Below are 15,349 nucleotides of genomic sequence, written 5' to 3' on the forward strand. Positions count from 1 at the left end.
TGGGTCTTCAGCCGACCGAAAGGCGGCCGAATGCCCGGTTCCGCCGAGCACAAAAGCCTCCGAAGATTGTCGTTGCGTGTAACCGCCGGGTACAGTCACGCCACTGCTCTCCTCCGAGGACCCCACACTCCTCGGCCACCCAGGCCCCCCGCTGCCGAGGCGAAAGAGAAGTTGGTGAACGACCGCCCCCCGTCGGGCCAGTACCCCGATTTTGGGTACGACGGCCTTTCCACCACCACTTTCGCTGGCGATTCAGCGTTTACGTCCTATGAAACGCAGGGCCAGGGCTACAACTACGGCGCCGCCTACGGTTCCTACGACACCGGCTCGTACGACACCACGGCGTGGACCGCCCCCCAGAACGGCTACGCGCAGCCCTCCGCCGACGGATACGCCGGCTACGACGGCTACCTCTCGACCGTCCCCACCCAGGGCGGCGTCTCGATGGACTACCAGTCCACCGGCTTCGGCTACGAGACCTCCGCCGAGCAGACCGGCCACTGGTCGGTCCCCGGCTACGGGACCGAGACCGGCGCCTACGACGCCACCGCCTGGAACACGGCCTCCGAGCAGACCTACGGGTACACCGGTTACGAGCAGCCGCAGCAGCAGCCGCAGTCGCAGCACGTCCCGGAGCCGGCGCAGGCGCAGGCCCACGAGCAGCAGTACGCCTACGACTACGGGTACGAGGCCTACGCCGCGCCCGCGCCCTCGCCCGAGGGCGAGACGGCCTACACCGAGACCGCCGTCTTCACGTTCCTCCCCGCGGATGCGGAAGCCGATGACGCGTACGCCGACGCGGACGGGGACCTGGACGCCCGGGTGCACGATCTGCCCACCCAGGCCATGCCCGTCACCCCGGCCGCGCCCGCCGAGCCGCGCCCCTCGCGCCGCGCCGGCTCCAAGCCCGGCTCGAAGCCCGTCGCCAAGGCGAGTGCCGCCAAGGCCGGTGCCAGCAACCGCCGTCGTACCCCGGCCAAGCGTTCCGCGCTGCTGACCGTGGCCGTTCCCTCGGCCTGCGTGATGGGCGTCGCGGGTGTCGCCGCCGCCTCCGTGGGCGGGCTCACCGGTACGGAGAAGCCGTCCGAGGAGACCACCACCCTGGCCGCGCCCGACCCGGCCTCCATCAAGCCGGTCGCCGCGAACAGCAAGCTCGACACGCAGCTCACCGCCCTCAGCGCCGACGCCGGCGATTTCGCGGACCGTGCGAGCCGCACCCAGGAACGCATCGACCTGCGCCTGCGCCAGGACGAGGAGAAGAAGAAGAAGGCGGAGGAGGAGGCGGCCAAGGAAGCGGCCCGCCCCAAGTTCGCGCTCCCCGTCGCCCGGCACGGCCTCAGCGCCGGCTTCGGCCAGGCGGGCGTCAACTGGATGTCCGTGCACACCGGCATCGACTTCCCGGTGGGCTACGGGACTTCGGTCATGGCCGCCACCGACGGCACCGTGCGCAGCCAGTTCAACAGCGCCTACGGCAACATGGTGATACTCACCGCGCCCGACGGCACCGAGACCTGGTACTGCCACCTCAGCAGCGCCAAGATCCGCTCCGGCAAGGTCAAGGCCGGCGACGTGATCGCGTACTCCGGCGACACCGGCAACTCGACCGGTCCGCACCTCCACTTCGAGGTGAGGCCGGGCGGCGGCTCCCCGGTCGACCCCCAGGCATGGCTGCGCGCCAAGGGCCTGAACCCGAACTAGGACGCGGCACGCAACGCATGCGGAAGGGCCCGCCCCCCAAGGGGGGGCGGGCCCTTCCGCGTTGTCCCGTCCCGCGTCCCGCCGCTAGAGCTTCTGCACCGGCGCGTACCGCAGCAGGAGCCGCTTCGGCTTCTCGTCCCCGAAGTCGATGGTGGCCTGCGCGTCCGCGCCGGCTCCCCTGACCTCCATGACCGTGCCCAGTCCGAACTGGTCGTGCGTGACCCGGTCCCCGACCACCAGCGCGACGACCGGCTTGTCGGCGGCCCGCCGCGTCGCGAACCCCGACGGGCCCGACTTCGTGCGCGACGAGGACAGGAAGGACTCCGGCGAGGTGCCGAACGAGGCCTTCGACCCGCCCGAGCCCGAGGATCCGTACCCCGAGCTCCGCATCGGGCCCGCCGGCTTCTGCGTCGCGCCTGTCCGCTTCCACTGGAGGTACTCGGCCGGGATCTCTTCGAGGAACCGCGACGGCGGGTTGTAGGAGGGGGTGCCCCAGGCGCTGCGCATGCTCGACCGCGTCAGGTACAGCCGCTCGCGCGCCCGCGTGATGCCGACGTAGGCGAGGCGGCGCTCCTCCTCCAGTTCCTTGGTCTGGCCGAGCGCGCGCATGTGCGGGAAGACCCCGTCCTCCATGCCGGTCAGGAAGACCACCGGGAACTCGAGGCCCTTGGCGGTGTGCAGGGTCATGAGGGTGATGACGCCGTTGCCGTCGGTGTCCTCGTCCGGGATCTGGTCGGAGTCGGCGACCAGCGCGACCTGCTCCAGGAACTCCGAGAGCGTGCCGGGGCCCACCGGCGGGGCGCCGTTCTCGGCGGCCTCGGCCGCCGCCGCTTCCCGGGCCTGCTCGAATTCGAGTGCCACGGCGGCGAGTTCCTGAAGGTTCTCGATGCGCGTCTCGTCCTGCGGGTCGGTCGAGGCCTGGAGCTCGGCGAGGTAGCCCGTACGCTCCAGGACCGCTTCCAGGACCACCGCGGGGCCGGCGCCCGAGTCGACGATGGTGCGGAGCTCCTCCATCAGCACGTTGAAGCGCTTGACGGCATTGGTCGAGCGGGCGGCCATGCCGAAGGCCTCGTCGACCCGGCGCAGCGCCTGCGGGAAGGTGATCTTCTCGCGCATCGCGAGCGCGTCGATCATCGCCTCGGCGCGCTCGCCGATGCCGCGCTTGGGGACGTTCAGGATCCGGCGGAGCGGGACGTTGTCCTCGGGATTCGACAGGACGCGCAGGTACGCGAGGACGTCGCGGACCTCCTTGCGCTCGTAGAACCGGACGCCGCCGACGACCTTGTAGGGCAGTCCGACGCGGATGAAGATCTCCTCGAACACGCGGGACTGCGCATTGGTCCGGTAGAAGATCGCGACGTCGCCGGCCTTCGCGTCGCCCGCGTCCGTCAGCCGGTCGATCTCGTCGGCGATGAACTGCGCCTCGTCGTGCTCGGTGTCCGCGACGTAGCCGGTGATGACGGCGCCGCTGCCGGCCTCGGTCCACAGGTTCTTCGCGCGGCGGTTCTCGTTGCGCTCGATGACCGCGTTGGCGGCGGACAGGATCGTCTGGGTGGAGCGGTAGTTCTGCTCCAGCAGGATCGTGGTCGCGTCCGCGTAGTCCTCTTCGAACTGGAGGATGTTGCGGATGGTCGCGCCGCGGAAGGCGTAGATCGACTGGTCGGCGTCACCCACCACGCACAGCTCGGCGGGCGGCAGGTCCGGGTACCCGGTGCCGACCAGCTCGCGCACGAGCGTGTACTGGGCGTGGTTGGTGTCCTGGTACTCGTCGACCAGCACGTGCCGGAAGCGGCGCCGGTAGTGCTCCGCGACCTCCGGGAAGGCCTGGAGCAGGTGGACCGTGGTCATGATGATGTCGTCGAAGTCGAGGGCGTTGGCCTCGCGCAGCCGCCCCTGGTACATCGCGTACGCCTGGGCGAGGGTCTTCTCGAAACCGTCGGCGGCCTGTCCGGCGAAGGCGTCCTCGTCGATGAGCTCGTTCTTCAGGTTCGAGATCTTGGCGCTGAAGGCCTTCGGCGGGAACTTCTTCGGGTCCAGGTCCAGGTCGCGGCAGACGAGCGCCATCAGGCGCTTCGAGTCGGACGCGTCGTAGATCGAGAAGGAGGAGGTGAAACCGAGCCGCTTGGACTCGCGGCGCAGGATGCGCACGCACGCACTGTGGAAGGTGGAGACCCACATGGCGTTCGCGCGCGGGCCGACCAGGCCCTCGACGCGCTCCTTCATCTCACCGGCGGCCTTGTTGGTGAAGGTGATCGCCAGGATCTGGCCGGGGTGGACCCCGCGCGCGCCCAGCAGGTGGCCGATGCGGTGCGTCAGCACGCGCGTCTTGCCGGATCCGGCGCCGGCCACGATGAGCAGCGGGGAGCCCGCGTGCACCACGGCGGCGCGCTGCTCCGCGTTCAGCCCCTCCAGGAGCGCCGCGGGGTCGATGACGGGCCTGGGGGCGCCGTCGCGGTAGTACGCGTCCCCGCTGATGGGCGCGTCGAACCGGCCCCCGAAGAGATCGTCCGCGCCCGGCTCCGGGGCGGCGTGGTCTTCGGGCGGCGGCGGGACCTCGTCGGAGGGGGAGAGGTCGGTCAGGAAGCTGTCGTCAAAGAGGCTGCTCATCGCCTTCCGAGTTTAGGGGGCGGGACCGACAGCCGGTCCCGCCCCCGGGAAATCCGGTCGCACCCCCCGGGAAATCCGGTCGCACCCCCCTGGAAATCCGGTCCCGCACCCGGAAAATTCGGCGGCATATGCCCTGCGGGCCCCTCCCGCCCCCTTCCGGGTCGCCCCCTGCGGCGCTAGCGTGCTCCGCCAACCGGAAGGAGGTGCCGGCCCGTGTACACGTACGGATTCCCCTCGTCCCACCCCTCCCCCCACCACCGCAAGCCGCGCACCCGAAGACATCCGAACGCCCCCACCGCGGTCGTCACGACCGCGGCCCTGTCCTCCTTAGGCCTGCTCCTCCCCCACCAGGCCGCGGCGGCGCCGGCGCCCCGCCCCTCGGTGGAGGAGGTACGGACCCGCGTGGACGACCTGCACCGGCAGGCGGGCACGGCCACCCAGGCCTACGACGCGGCGGCCGGGCGGACCGAGGAGCAGCGGGCCCTGCTGTCGGCACTCATGGACCAGGTGGCCGGCACCACCCAGAAGCTGAACGAGGCCCGGCGGCTGCTCGGCAGCTACGCCGCCGACCGGTACCGCGGCGCCGGCGGCCTGGGCGGGACCGCGACCCTGCTGCTCAGCGACGATCCGCAGGCCTTCTTCGCGCAGACGCACCTGCTCAACCGGCTCGGCGGCCGCGAGGACGCCCTGCTCACCCAGTACACCCGGGCCAGGGCGGAGACGGCCGGCAAGCGCCGGGAGGCGGCCGTGGTGGTCACGGAGCTGGAGCGCGCGCAGGAGGACCTGCGCGGGCGCAAGCAGGAGGTGCAGGCCCGGCTCGCGGAGGCGAACACCCTGCTCGCGCAGCTCACCGCGCCGGAGCGGGCGCGGGCCCTGGCCCCCCGGGCCCCGGCGGCTCCGGGGCCGCTGCCCGCGGACGGCGCCGCGTCGGCGGCCGGCGCCAGGGCGGTGGCCTTCGCCCGGGCCCAGCTGGGAAAACCGTACGTCTGGGGCGCGACCGGCCCGCGCTCGTACGACTGCTCCGGCCTGACCCAGGCCGCCTGGCGGGCGGCGGGGGTCACGCTGCCGCGCACCACCTGGGACCAGGTGAAGGCGGCTCCGCGGATCGCGACGAAGCAGCTGCGCCCGGGGGACCTGGTCTTCTTCTACGCGGACATCAGCCACGTCGGGATCTACATCGGCGGCGGCCGCATGATCCACGCCCCGCGCCCTGGGGCGTCCGTCCGCGAGGACTCGGTGTACTACCAGCCCATCTACGGGAGCGTCCGGCCCGGGTGAACTCGGCAGCGCGGGCCTTTCCGTTGGCCGCCCCGTCGGCGTGTCCGTCGGCGTGTCCGTCGGCGTGTCCGTCGGCGTGTCCGTCACTCAGCGCCACCGTGCGCCGGGCCCTCCGGCGTGGCGCTCACCGTCCGTATCAGAGGAGTTGGCGGGGCGCCCGCCAACTCACTCTCTCCGTTGGTCCGTTCGTGCCGTTCGATTCGCAGGTTCCGCCAACCGGACCTAGCGTCGAGCACATCGAGGAGCATTTCCTGCCTTTTGCGGACAAATAGTTCGCGGCTGCGCCTCGGGGACCCGGAGGATTCACCATGCGTTCCATACGTGTCGCGTCCGTAGCCCTGCTGTCCACCGGCGCCTTCGCGCTGGCCGCGCCGATGGCGTCGGCCACTGACGGCGGGACCACGCCCAACGTCACGTCCTTCGGTTTCACCGTTTCCCCCACCACCGTCGCCGCGGGCGGCACCGTCACGCTGAACGCCACCGGTTGCCAGGAGCCGCTGGTCAAGGCCTCCTCCGGCATCTTCGACGCGGTCGAGCTCAACGAGGGCAAGCCCGCCACCGCCACGGTGGACGCGGACGCCAAGCCGGGTGCCCAGTACGAGGTCACCTTCGAGTGCAAAGGCGAGAAGGGCACGACCACCCTCACGGTCGCGGGCCACTCGACCGGCACCGGCACGCCCACGCCCTCCACGCCCGCCACTCCCTCCAAGGGCGTCAAGGCCGGTCTCGGCGGCGGCGCCGGAGGCCTGAACGGCACCGAGATCGCGGCCGGTTCCGCGCTGCTGGCCGGTGCGCTCGGCGGCGGCGTGTTCCTGATGCGCCGCCGGTCGGGCGACCACGCATGACGGCCGGCCCCCTGACCGCTGGTCTCCCGATCGGTGGTCCGACCGCTGCTCCCTGACAGCAGCCCCCTGACAGCCGGGCCCGTCCGACCCGCCCCTGGCGACCGGACGGGCCCGGTCCAGTACCCGCCCGGAACCCCCCGGCAGCACGGAAGGAGCGCGCATCATGCCCCGCCCCCAGGAGCGTACGAAGCCTCGCGGCGGCTGGGGCGTCGTTGCCGTGGTCGCCCTCAGCGGCACGTTCCTCCTCACCAACGGGCTCGAACTGAACGGCGGTCCGCCGCAGCCCGCGCAGGCCGCCTCCCTGGTCAGCGACCCCGCGCACGACGAGGCCGCCCGCCGCCTGCCGCCGTCCCCGCAGCCGCTGAAGCCCTCCCCGCCGACCCGGATCCGGATTCCCGCCGTACAGGTCGACGCCCCGGTCACCCGGGTCGGACTCGACTCCGAGGGCTGGGTGGACGCCCCGCCGCCGCAGGACCGGAACCTGGCCGGCTGGTACGAGGGCTCCCCCGCCCCGGGCACCCGGGGCACCACGGTGATCGACGGCCACGTGGACAACAACCAGGGTCCGGCCGTCTTCTACACGCTCGGCTCGCTCCAGCGGGGCCAGCACATCGAGGTGGACCGACAGGACGGCCGTACCGCCGTGTTCACGGTGTACGGCATCGAGGTCGTCGGCAAGAACGACTTTCCGGCGGCGCGGGTCTACGGCCCCAAGGGCGCTCCGGAGCTCCGCGTGATCACCTGCGGCGGCGGCTTCTCGAAGAAGGGGGGCTACGACGGCAACGTGGTCGTCTTCGCCCGCCTGACGGACATCCGTGGATAGCGGACGGCCATCGACGGGCACCCGACCCGCCAGGTCCGGTGACGTACCGCCACTTTCGATCATCTCGTCATCTGCCCGTTACCTTCGGGTCTAGCGTCCTCCCCCAAGCACCGATGGAGGAAGGACGTGAGGCCCTCGTGGCCAGTCATCGAAAGCCCAGGCAGCGCCCGCTCACCGGCGGCACGGCACGGAGCACCGTACGCACCACCGCCGCCACCCTCGCCCTCGCGGGCGCTGCCACCGCCACCGCCTTCGAAGGCACCTCCCACGCCGATCCGCAGCCGACGCCCTCGCAGGTCAAGGCGGAGATGGACCGGCTCTACGAGGAGGCCGAGGCCGCGACGGACCAGTACAACGGGGCGAAGGAGAAGGCCGAAGAGGCGCAGCGCGCGCTCGACGGGCTGCGGGACGAGACCGCCCGCAAGACCGACCAGCTCAACACGGCCCGCAGCACGCTCGGTTCGCTGGCCGCGACGCAGTACCGCAGCGGCACGCTGGGCGCCGCCGTGCAGCTGGCGATGGCCGACGATCCGCAGGAGTACCTGGACCGGGCCGCCCTCATCACCCGCGCCGGGAACCGCAACGCGGCCGGGATCTCGGCCGTGCGGAGGGGGCTCGACGAGGTCGGGAAGCTCAAGGACCAGGCCACCGGGCGCCTCGCCGAGCTGCGCGACCGGCAGCGCGAACTCGCGGGCCACAAGGCCGAGATCGAGGAGAAGCTGACCGCCGCGCAGCGGCTGCTGGCCAAGCTGACGGCCGAGGAGCGGGCGGCCTACGAGGCCCGCTCGGCCGGCCCCGCCCCGGCCGGTCCCGCCGCCCAGGCTCCGCCGCCCTCCGACGGCTCCCGCGCGGCCCGCGCGGTGGCGTTCGCGTACGGGGCGATCGGCAAGCCGTACGTGTGGGGCGCGACGGGCCCGGGCTCGTACGACTGCTCCGGCCTGACCCAGGCCGCCTGGCGCGCGGCCGGTGTCGCGCTGCCACGCACCACCTACACCCAGATCAACGCGGGCCGGCGGGTCTCCCGCGATGCGCTGGCCCCCGGTGACCTGGTGTTCTTCTACTCCGGCGTCACGCACGTCGGCATGTACATCGGCAACGGCCAGATGATCCACGCCCCGCGCCCCGGCTCCACGGTCCGCCTCGCCCCGGTGGACTCGATGCCCTGGGCCGGAGCTTCGCGCCCCGCCTGAGCTCTGGGAGGGACCGCCCCGGGCTCAGATCAGCCGGCGGGCCGTCGCCCAGCGGGTCAGCTCGTGGCGGTTGGAGAGCTGGAGCTTGCGCAGGACCGCCGAGACGTGGGATTCCACCGTCTTGACCGAGATGAACAGCTGCTTGGCGATCTCCTTGTACGCGTACCCGCGCGCGATCAGCCGCAGTACCTCGCGCTCGCGCTGGGTGAGGCGGTCCAGGTCCTCGTCGACCGGCGGGGCGTCCGTCGAGGCGAAGGCGTCGAGCACGAAGCCCGCGAGGCGCGGCGAGAACACCGCGTCCCCGTCCTGGACGCGGAAGACCGAGTCCACCAGGTCGGTGCCGGTGATCGTCTTGGTGACGTAGCCGCGGGCGCCGCCCCGGATGACGCCGATGACGTCCTCGGCGGCGTCCGACACCGACAGGGCCAGGAACCGCACCGGGTCCTCGACGGCGCCCATCAGCGGGGCGCAGCGGCGCAGCACCTCGACGCCGCCGCCACCGGGCAGGTGCACGTCGAGGAGCACCACCTCGGGGCGGGTGGCGGTGATGACGGTGACGGCCTGGTCCACGTCGGCGGCCTCGCCGACGACCTCGACCCCGGTCCGCTCGGTCTCGCCGATCTCGGCCTGCACCCCGGTGCGGAACATCCGGTGGTCGTCGACGAGCACCACCCGGACCCTCCTGGTCACGCCGCCGGTGCTCGCGCTGTCCTCGGTCATGCTGCCTTCGCCGCCCTCTCCATCTCCAGCTCGACTTCCGTGCCGCCGTCGGGCGCGGACCGCAGTCGCGCGGTCCCGCCGTTGCGCTGCATCCGGCCGATGATCGATTCTCGTACGCCCATGCGGTCGTCCGGTACCGCGTCGATGTCGAAGCCGGGTCCGCGGTCCCGTACGGACACGAACACCGTCTGGCCCTCCACTTCGGCGTACACCTGGACGGGGCCGCCGTCGCCACCGTACTTGGCGGCGTTGACCATCGCCTCGCGCGCGGCCTGCATCTGTGCGGCCAGCTTCTCGTCGAGGGGGCAGTCGCCGACGACGACCACCTCGATCTGCACCCCGTGGTGGTCCTCCACCTCGGCGGCGGTCTTCTTCACGGCCTCGGCCAGCGTCGTCGGCTCCTCGCCCTCGTCCTTGCCGGTGCCCTCGGGCTTGTACAGCCAGTTGCGCAGCTCCCGCTCCTGGGCCCGGGCGAGGCGGCGGACCTCCCCGACGTCCTCGGCGTTGCGCTGGATCAGGGTGAGGGTGTGCAGCACGGAGTCGTGGACGTGGGCGGCCACTTCGGCGCGCTCCTGGGCGCGGATGCGCATCAGGCGCTCCTCGGAGAGGTCCTGGGTCATCCGGATCAGCCAGGGTCCCGCCAGGAGGGCGACGCCGACGAGGACGGCGAGGGTGGCGGTCAGTACGTTGCCGAGCTGGGCGGCGGAGCCGCGGACCACGATGAAGACGGTCAGGCCCACGCCGACCAGGGCGACGCCGGCGAGTGCGCGGGCGGCCTGCAGCAGCCGGGCGTGCCGGCCGGCGGCGGCGTTCCAGTGGGCGCGGCGGGCGTTGTCGGCCTGGCGCCAGACGAGGACCACACCGGCTCCGACGAGCAGGGTCGGCCACACGTACCGTCCGGAGCTGCCGCCGACCTGGACCTGGGAGATGAACATGCCCGCGCCGACGCACAGCGCGATCAGCGCGAGGATCTGGCCCCGCTCGGGCTTGCGCAGCCGCCGGGTGCCGTCGGGGAGGGTGTCGAAGTAGGAGCGGTGGCCGCTGCGGCCGCCGACGCCGAGCGGTACGAAGACCCAGAACGCGGCATAGAGCAGCACGCCGAGGCCATCGCCCCACATGAACAGGCCGAGGAAGGTGAGCCGGACCCAGACGACGGGCAGGCCCAGGTGCCCGGCGAGGCCGCGCGCGACGCCGCCGAGCATCCGGCCGTCGGCGCTGCGGTACAGCTTGCGCTGCGGCGTCTCGTCGGAGTCCGGTGCGTACGGCGTGCGGGGGGCGGCTGCTACGGGCATGTCACCGATGGTCACACGCTCGCGGTGCCCGCGGCATCAGGGCAGCCCCCCAGTTCTCTCGGGGGGATATCAGGGTTGCGCCAGGGTAGATCCGGATGCCCGCGGCGTCGGCGGACCGTCACCATGTACGCATGACCGAAGTACACGATTCCCCGCCGCCGGACGCAGGAGCCGGCTCGGGCGCGACCGGCCCGGGCGCCGGCTCCGCTTCGCCGCTCGTCGAGCGTCCTGCGCTGCGCCGCGGCAAGCGCGACAAGGTGCTCGCGGGCGTGTGCGGCGGCCTGGGCCGGTACTTCGATCTCGACCCGGTGATATTCCGGATCGTGCTGGGCGTGCTCGCCGTCACCGGCGGCGTCGGTCTGATCTTCTACGGCTTCGCGTGGCTGCTGCTGCCCCAGGAGGGCGAGGAGGACAGCGAGGCGAAGAAGCTGCTGACCGGCCGGGTCGAGGGCTCGACGCTGGCGGCGGTCTTCGCCGCACTGGTGGGCTGCGCCCTGTTCCTGTCGATGCTGGACAACGGCGGGCTGGCGGTCTTCTCCGTCCTGGCCGTGCTGGCGCTGGGCGGAGCGGCGTACTGGTCGCAGCGCCGGCGGAGCGGGCCCGGCGCGGCTCCCGAGGAGAAGGCCGCCGCGGGCGTGGAGTTCGTGTACCCGGCGGCGACCCGCACCGGGCACCGCACCGCGCACAGTCCGGCGCCGCCCGAGACCCAGGCGCCGCCCGTGCCCGGCGGCCCGTCCTGGTGGCGGGATCCGCTGGTCAAGGACGGCACCACGGGGCCGGTCGGCTCGACGGGATACCTGTGGGGCCCCGAGGACTCGGCCGAGGTCATCACCGGCGGCGGCCCGGCGGCGGCTCCGCCGTCCGGGGAGCGCGTCCCCAGGGAGTCCCGTGACGGCATCGGGGGCCGGGTGTTCGTCCTGGCCGCGCTGGCCGGGAGCACCGCCACCGCCGCGGTCTGGGAGGGCAGCACCCTGAGCCACGCCCTTCAGGTCGGCTTCGCCGCCTGCCTCGCCGTCTTCGGCCTCGGGCTCGTGGTGAGTTCGTTCAAGGGCCGCACCGGCTTCGGCACCGTGCTGCTCTCGATGATCACGGCCGTCCTGCTGGCCGGGTCGGTCGCGCTGCCCAAGGACATCAGTACCGACTGGCGCGTCGTGGACTGGCATCCGACCGCGGTGGCCGAGGTGGCGCCGGTGTACGAGGCGGATACCGGGCTCGCCACCCTGGACCTCAGCCACGTGGACGTGCCCAAGGGCACCACCGTGCCCGTCCGCGCCTCCATCGACGCGGGCCGGCTGCGGGTGATCCTCCCGAGAGAGGTCACCGCGAAGACGGTGGCGACGATCAGGCTGGGCGACATCCAGATGCCGGGCGACACCGGCGAGGACGTGCGCATACAGAGCCGGGACGAGACCCGGAGGGCGACCCTGCCCCCCGAATCCGGCACCAAGGCCGGCGGCACGATCGAGCTGCACCTCAGCGCGGGTGTGGGACAGGTGGAGGTGACCCGTGCGGCGTCATGAGTTCCAGCCGGGACGGCTGATCGCGGGACTGGTCCTGATGGCGGCCGGGGTGCTCTATCTCCTCGGCGCGGCGGGCGAGGCCGATCCGCCCTGGTTCTTCGTCCTCATGATGACCGCGGGCGGTCTCGCCTTCGCCGCCGTCGCCGGGCTGGTGACCTACGCCGTGCGCCGCGACCGGCGCGACCGGATCGGGGAGACCCGCGAGTCCGGCGGGAGGTGATGTCACGCCCATCATGACAGGTCAGAGGGTGTTTTCGTAGGACGAAGGGCACAGCGGAACAGCCTTGTCCGGCTCCCTGCGCCGCGCCCAGACTCTCCGTCATGGATCACTCGCGGAAAGCCGATCAGGACGACATCGTGCGGGCACGCAATGTGCTGCTCTCGTCGGGGCACCTCTACCCGCGGGACAAGGTGGATGCCTACCGGGTACTCGCCCAGGTCAGCCCCGCCGCCTACCTGCCCCTCCTGGCCAGGGCCTTGCAGCAGCTGAGTTGCGAGGGCGGCAGAACGCATCCGGCCGCCCTCGCACTGTGCGAGGAGGCGGTGGCCGCGGCGCGGGCCATCGATCCGGCCGAACCCGCCCGTGCGGATGTCCTGTACGAGGCCCTCAACTCGTGCCAGCGCGAGCTGTACGGCGCGGGCCGGCGCGTCGAAGGACTCGCCATGCGCGCCGAAATGCTCGCCATCGGCCGTGCGCAGGACGAACTGGCCGGGGAACCCTGGGGCACGGGGCTGAGAACGTGGGCGGCCGGTCTTTCCGAGGAAGGCCGGTACACCGAGGCGGCCGATGCCATGACCGAGCTGGTCACGGTGGACCTGCCCGGCGGGCCCCGCAGCGGGGGTCTCGCCTGGTCGCTCCTGGAGTGGATCGCCGTTCTCCATGAAGCCGGCCGGTCCGGCGAAGCCCTCGACGCGTTCGAGACCCTCATCGGCGTGCAGGCCCCCGAGGCGGGAAACAACCGCGACCGGATGATCTGCCATCTCCACACGCTCATCGGGTACGCACGGATGCTCGACGTCCACGGACGAGGGGACCGGGCGGGCCTGGTCAGGCAAGAGGCACTCGCCTTGCTCACGGAGCTGGTCGGCGCCGGTGAGCGGTACTCCGCGGGCAGCTACGAGGTGGCGTTCTGGGCGGTGCTGCTGTCCTTCCCCGGCACCGGGGACGACCGGCCCGCGCCCGGTGAACCGCGTCCCCCTTCGGGCGCGGATCCCATGTACTGGTCGCGTGACACCAAGCAGCGCTACTTCGACAGCCGTCACGCCCTGCGCGACGAGGTGGACGCCCTCGCCGCTCGGGCCGCCGAGGACCCGGACCGGCACCTGGCCGACCTGGTCCGGCTGCACCGGGTCCTCACCGTCCGCTCCACCGTCTACTGGCGGTACGAGACCCATCTGTTCGCGGAGCGGGTGCGCGCCCTCTTCGACGAGGGAGTGGACCTGGCCCGCCGGCTGTCCCGGCACGACCCGGCGGCCGGAACGCGAACCCTGGCCGGCAACCTGATCGACCGGTCGAGCTTCCACATCGCCGTCGGCGAGCTGGGGCCCGCCCTCGACGACTTCCGCCAAGCACTCCGGCACCTGGGAGCGGCGCACTGATCGGACCGATCCCCCAGCTCGGACCGGTCCCCCAGCTCGGGCCGGTCCCCCAGCTCGGGCCGATCCCTCAGCCGGCCGCCCGCCGCCTGCGCCCGATCAGGGCGTCCAGCGACCACAGAGGTGCCCCGGCGAGGACCAGCGGGGTCCAGGCCATCAGGTAGATCAGGTCACTGGCGTACCGCTGTCATAGGGTGGCCTGCCATGAAGCCTGTGCGTGTACTGATCGCCCTCAGGATCAGCAACGAGACCGACGCGTCCACTTCGCTGGAGCGCCAGCTCCAGGACTGCATGGCCTACGTAGCCGAGAGGCAGCACCTCGGATGGCAGGTTGTGGGGGTAGCCAAGGACGCCCACATCTCCGCCACCAAGTCTCATCCATTCGAGAGACCAGAACTCGGTGAATGGCTCAACAATCGGGCACCTGAATTCGACCTACTGCTCTTCTGGAGGATGGACAGGTTCGTCCGCAAAGTCGTCGACATGCAAGACATGATCAAATGGGCGAACACTCACGGCGGCAAATTCTTGGTATCAGCCAAGGAACCAGCACTCGACATGGTCGGCCCCTTTCGGCACGTCATTATCGACCTGTTCGCGGCCATTGCCGAGACTGAAGCACAGAACATCTCGATGCGAGTCAAGTCCTTCCAGAGCTACGCCAAATCCAAGAACGTCTGGGCCAAGGGGAAGCCGCCCTACGGCTACGAATCCTTCCGCGACACCGACGGAGCCATGAGGCTCCGAGTTCGAGAGAATCAGAAGGAAGTCATTCGGGAGATGTACAGGCGGGTCGTCGAGGACGGAGAACCCTACTCGGCCGTCTGTGACGACTTCAACACCAGAGGGATTCCGTCTCCCGGAGGCGAGAGGATGTCCAATCGCCGGAAGAACAATGGTGATCCGCTGCCGATCTGGCGGAGCCGCACCGTCACAACCATTCTGAGGTCCGAATCCATCCTCGGCTGGAAGTGCGAGGAGGTGAAGGTTCCCGGAAAGAAGTACGGGACATCCCAACCGATCCTGACTTCTGAGGGGAAGATTCGGATGGCAGACCCGATTCTCACAGACGAAGAATGGACAAAGCTCCAGGATGAAATGAATGGGCGTCCCAGCGCCGGCCGTCGCTCCACAAAGAACACGACTGCTTATCGCGGCGTCGTCCTATGCGGCGGCTGCGGCGGGAACCTGTACCTCTTCAACCCGGAGAGGCAGCAGGGTAAGCCCGTCTACCGCTGCAACAAGTCAGCCAACCGGGAGTCCTGCGGCAAGGGCTACGCCTTCCGAGCCGAGAAGGTGAGGGAGATCGTAGAGAGCATGGTGCTGGGAGTCATCGGAGACTTCCCCATGCACGAACGTCACTACGTCAAGGGCTCAAATAACTCGCAGAGGCTCCAGGAAATCAAGGAGTACGTAACAGAACTCCAGAGGTCCATCCGCCCCGGAGGCAAGAACTCGTCCGGCTTCGCCAAGAAGTCCACCGAGGAGGAGGTTGCAGCCCTCTACGAGGAACATGACTCCCTGGCGGCCGAGGGGGACAAGCCGGATAGGTACGAGTACCGGGACACTGGGGAGACCTTCCGCTACATGTGGGAGCGGAACGAAGGCAACGACACCGAGAGGACACGTCACCTGCTCAAGGCGGGAATCAGCGTCCGGCTGAACCCACTCGTCAATGGAGTCTCCAATACCATCGACTTCGGCGCAGAGGTGGACCTAGGCAACCTGAGCCAGCCATTCACTATCCACTGACAACAGCTGGGCCCCGAAGGGGGCCCAC

General features: G+C 71.1%; 12 protein-coding genes. 9 read left to right on the forward strand and 3 right to left on the reverse strand.

The genetic code is table 11. The features are described 5' to 3' along the window. Positions 1 to 174: 174 nt before the first annotated feature. Positions 175 to 1,698, forward strand: a complete 1,524-nt coding sequence (locus AC3IX6_RS13875; protein WP_489370425.1) for a M23 family metallopeptidase — start codon at positions 175 to 177, stop codon at positions 1,696 to 1,698. Positions 1,699 to 1,782: 84 nt separating this feature from the next. Here the strand turns inward: AC3IX6_RS13875 and pcrA are convergent, their stop codons facing one another. Beyond that, a complete protein-coding gene (pcrA, locus tag AC3IX6_RS13880) occupies positions 1,783 to 4,305 on the reverse strand; it encodes a DNA helicase PcrA (RefSeq protein ID WP_489370426.1) in 2,523 nt (840 codons plus the stop codon). 213 nt (positions 4,306 to 4,518) lie between these two features. Between pcrA and AC3IX6_RS13885 the strand changes: the two genes are divergently transcribed. From AC3IX6_RS13885 to AC3IX6_RS13900, 4 genes are all read left to right on the forward strand, one after another. Then, on the forward strand, positions 4,519 to 5,583 hold the full coding sequence (locus AC3IX6_RS13885; protein WP_489370427.1) for a C40 family peptidase: 1,065 nt from the start codon (positions 4,519 to 4,521) through the stop codon (positions 5,581 to 5,583). A 308-nt stretch (positions 5,584 to 5,891) separates the two neighbouring features. After that, positions 5,892 to 6,428 (forward strand): hypothetical protein, encoded by a 537-nt coding sequence (locus AC3IX6_RS13890; protein WP_489370428.1) that lies wholly within the window; start codon positions 5,892 to 5,894, stop codon positions 6,426 to 6,428. 163 nt (positions 6,429 to 6,591) lie between these two features. After that, positions 6,592 to 7,251 (forward strand): class F sortase, encoded by a 660-nt coding sequence (locus tag AC3IX6_RS13895; protein ID WP_489370429.1) that lies wholly within the window; start codon positions 6,592 to 6,594, stop codon positions 7,249 to 7,251. A 137-nt stretch (positions 7,252 to 7,388) separates the two neighbouring features. Next, on the forward strand, positions 7,389 to 8,441 hold the full coding sequence (locus tag AC3IX6_RS13900; RefSeq protein ID WP_489370430.1) for a C40 family peptidase: 1,053 nt from the start codon (positions 7,389 to 7,391) through the stop codon (positions 8,439 to 8,441). 24 nt (positions 8,442 to 8,465) lie between these two features. On the opposite strand, the gene AC3IX6_RS13905 is transcribed toward AC3IX6_RS13900, so the two are convergent. Both AC3IX6_RS13905 and AC3IX6_RS13910 read right to left on the reverse strand, forming a co-directional pair. Further along, a complete protein-coding gene (locus AC3IX6_RS13905; protein WP_243333471.1) occupies positions 8,466 to 9,161 on the reverse strand; it encodes a LuxR C-terminal-related transcriptional regulator in 696 nt (231 codons plus the stop codon). Beyond that, positions 9,158 to 10,453, reverse strand: coding sequence for an ATP-binding protein (locus tag AC3IX6_RS13910; protein ID WP_489370431.1), 1,296 nt, complete (start codon positions 10,451 to 10,453; stop codon positions 9,158 to 9,160). Before AC3IX6_RS13910 ends, AC3IX6_RS13905 begins: the two co-directional genes overlap by 4 nt. Positions 10,454 to 10,584: 131 nt before the next feature. On the opposite strand from AC3IX6_RS13910, the gene AC3IX6_RS13915 reads away from it, so the two are divergent. The 4 genes from AC3IX6_RS13915 to AC3IX6_RS13930 all read left to right on the forward strand — a co-directional run bounded on the left by AC3IX6_RS13915 (position 10,585) and on the right by AC3IX6_RS13930 (position 15,321). After that, on the forward strand, positions 10,585 to 11,973 hold the full coding sequence (locus AC3IX6_RS13915) for a PspC domain-containing protein (protein WP_489370432.1): 1,389 nt from the start codon (positions 10,585 to 10,587) through the stop codon (positions 11,971 to 11,973). After that, on the forward strand, positions 11,960 to 12,193 hold the full coding sequence (locus AC3IX6_RS13920; RefSeq protein ID WP_489370434.1) for a hypothetical protein: 234 nt from the start codon (positions 11,960 to 11,962) through the stop codon (positions 12,191 to 12,193). The genes AC3IX6_RS13915 and AC3IX6_RS13920 overlap by 14 nt, the downstream gene beginning before the upstream one ends. Before the next feature lie 101 nt (positions 12,194 to 12,294). Then, the gene (locus AC3IX6_RS13925) at positions 12,295 to 13,572 is read left to right on the forward strand and encodes a hypothetical protein (protein WP_489370435.1); all 1,278 of its coding nucleotides are present in this window, start codon (positions 12,295 to 12,297) and stop codon (positions 13,570 to 13,572) included. Positions 13,573 to 13,773: 201 nt separating this feature from the next. Next, positions 13,774 to 15,321, forward strand: coding sequence for a recombinase family protein (locus AC3IX6_RS13930; RefSeq protein WP_489370436.1), 1,548 nt, complete (start codon positions 13,774 to 13,776; stop codon positions 15,319 to 15,321). Positions 15,322 to 15,349 lie beyond the last annotated feature (28 nt).

It is taken from the genome of Streptomyces sp. GL_141 (assembly GCF_057834385.1).

Bases quoted from the DNA above. Each gene is read 5' to 3' on its own strand.
- pcrA (WP_489370426.1), bottom strand. From the start codon at position 4,305: ATGAGCAGCCTCTTTGACGACAGCTTCCTGACCGACCTCTCCCCCTCC.
- AC3IX6_RS13890 (WP_489370428.1), top strand. From the start codon at position 5,892: ATGCGTTCCATACGTGTCGCGTCCGTAGCCCTGCTGTCCACCGGCGCC.
- AC3IX6_RS13895 (WP_489370429.1), top strand. From the start codon at position 6,592: ATGCCCCGCCCCCAGGAGCGTACGAAGCCTCGCGGCGGCTGGGGCGTC.
- AC3IX6_RS13905 (WP_243333471.1), bottom strand. From the start codon at position 9,161: ATGACCGAGGACAGCGCGAGCACCGGCGGCGTGACCAGGAGGGTCCGG.
- AC3IX6_RS13910 (WP_489370431.1), bottom strand. From the start codon at position 10,453: ATGCCCGTAGCAGCCGCCCCCCGCACGCCGTACGCACCGGACTCCGAC.
- AC3IX6_RS13915 (WP_489370432.1), top strand. From the start codon at position 10,585: ATGACCGAAGTACACGATTCCCCGCCGCCGGACGCAGGAGCCGGCTCG.
- AC3IX6_RS13925 (WP_489370435.1), top strand. From the start codon at position 12,295: ATGGATCACTCGCGGAAAGCCGATCAGGACGACATCGTGCGGGCACGC.
- AC3IX6_RS13930 (WP_489370436.1), top strand. From the start codon at position 13,774: ATGAAGCCTGTGCGTGTACTGATCGCCCTCAGGATCAGCAACGAGACC.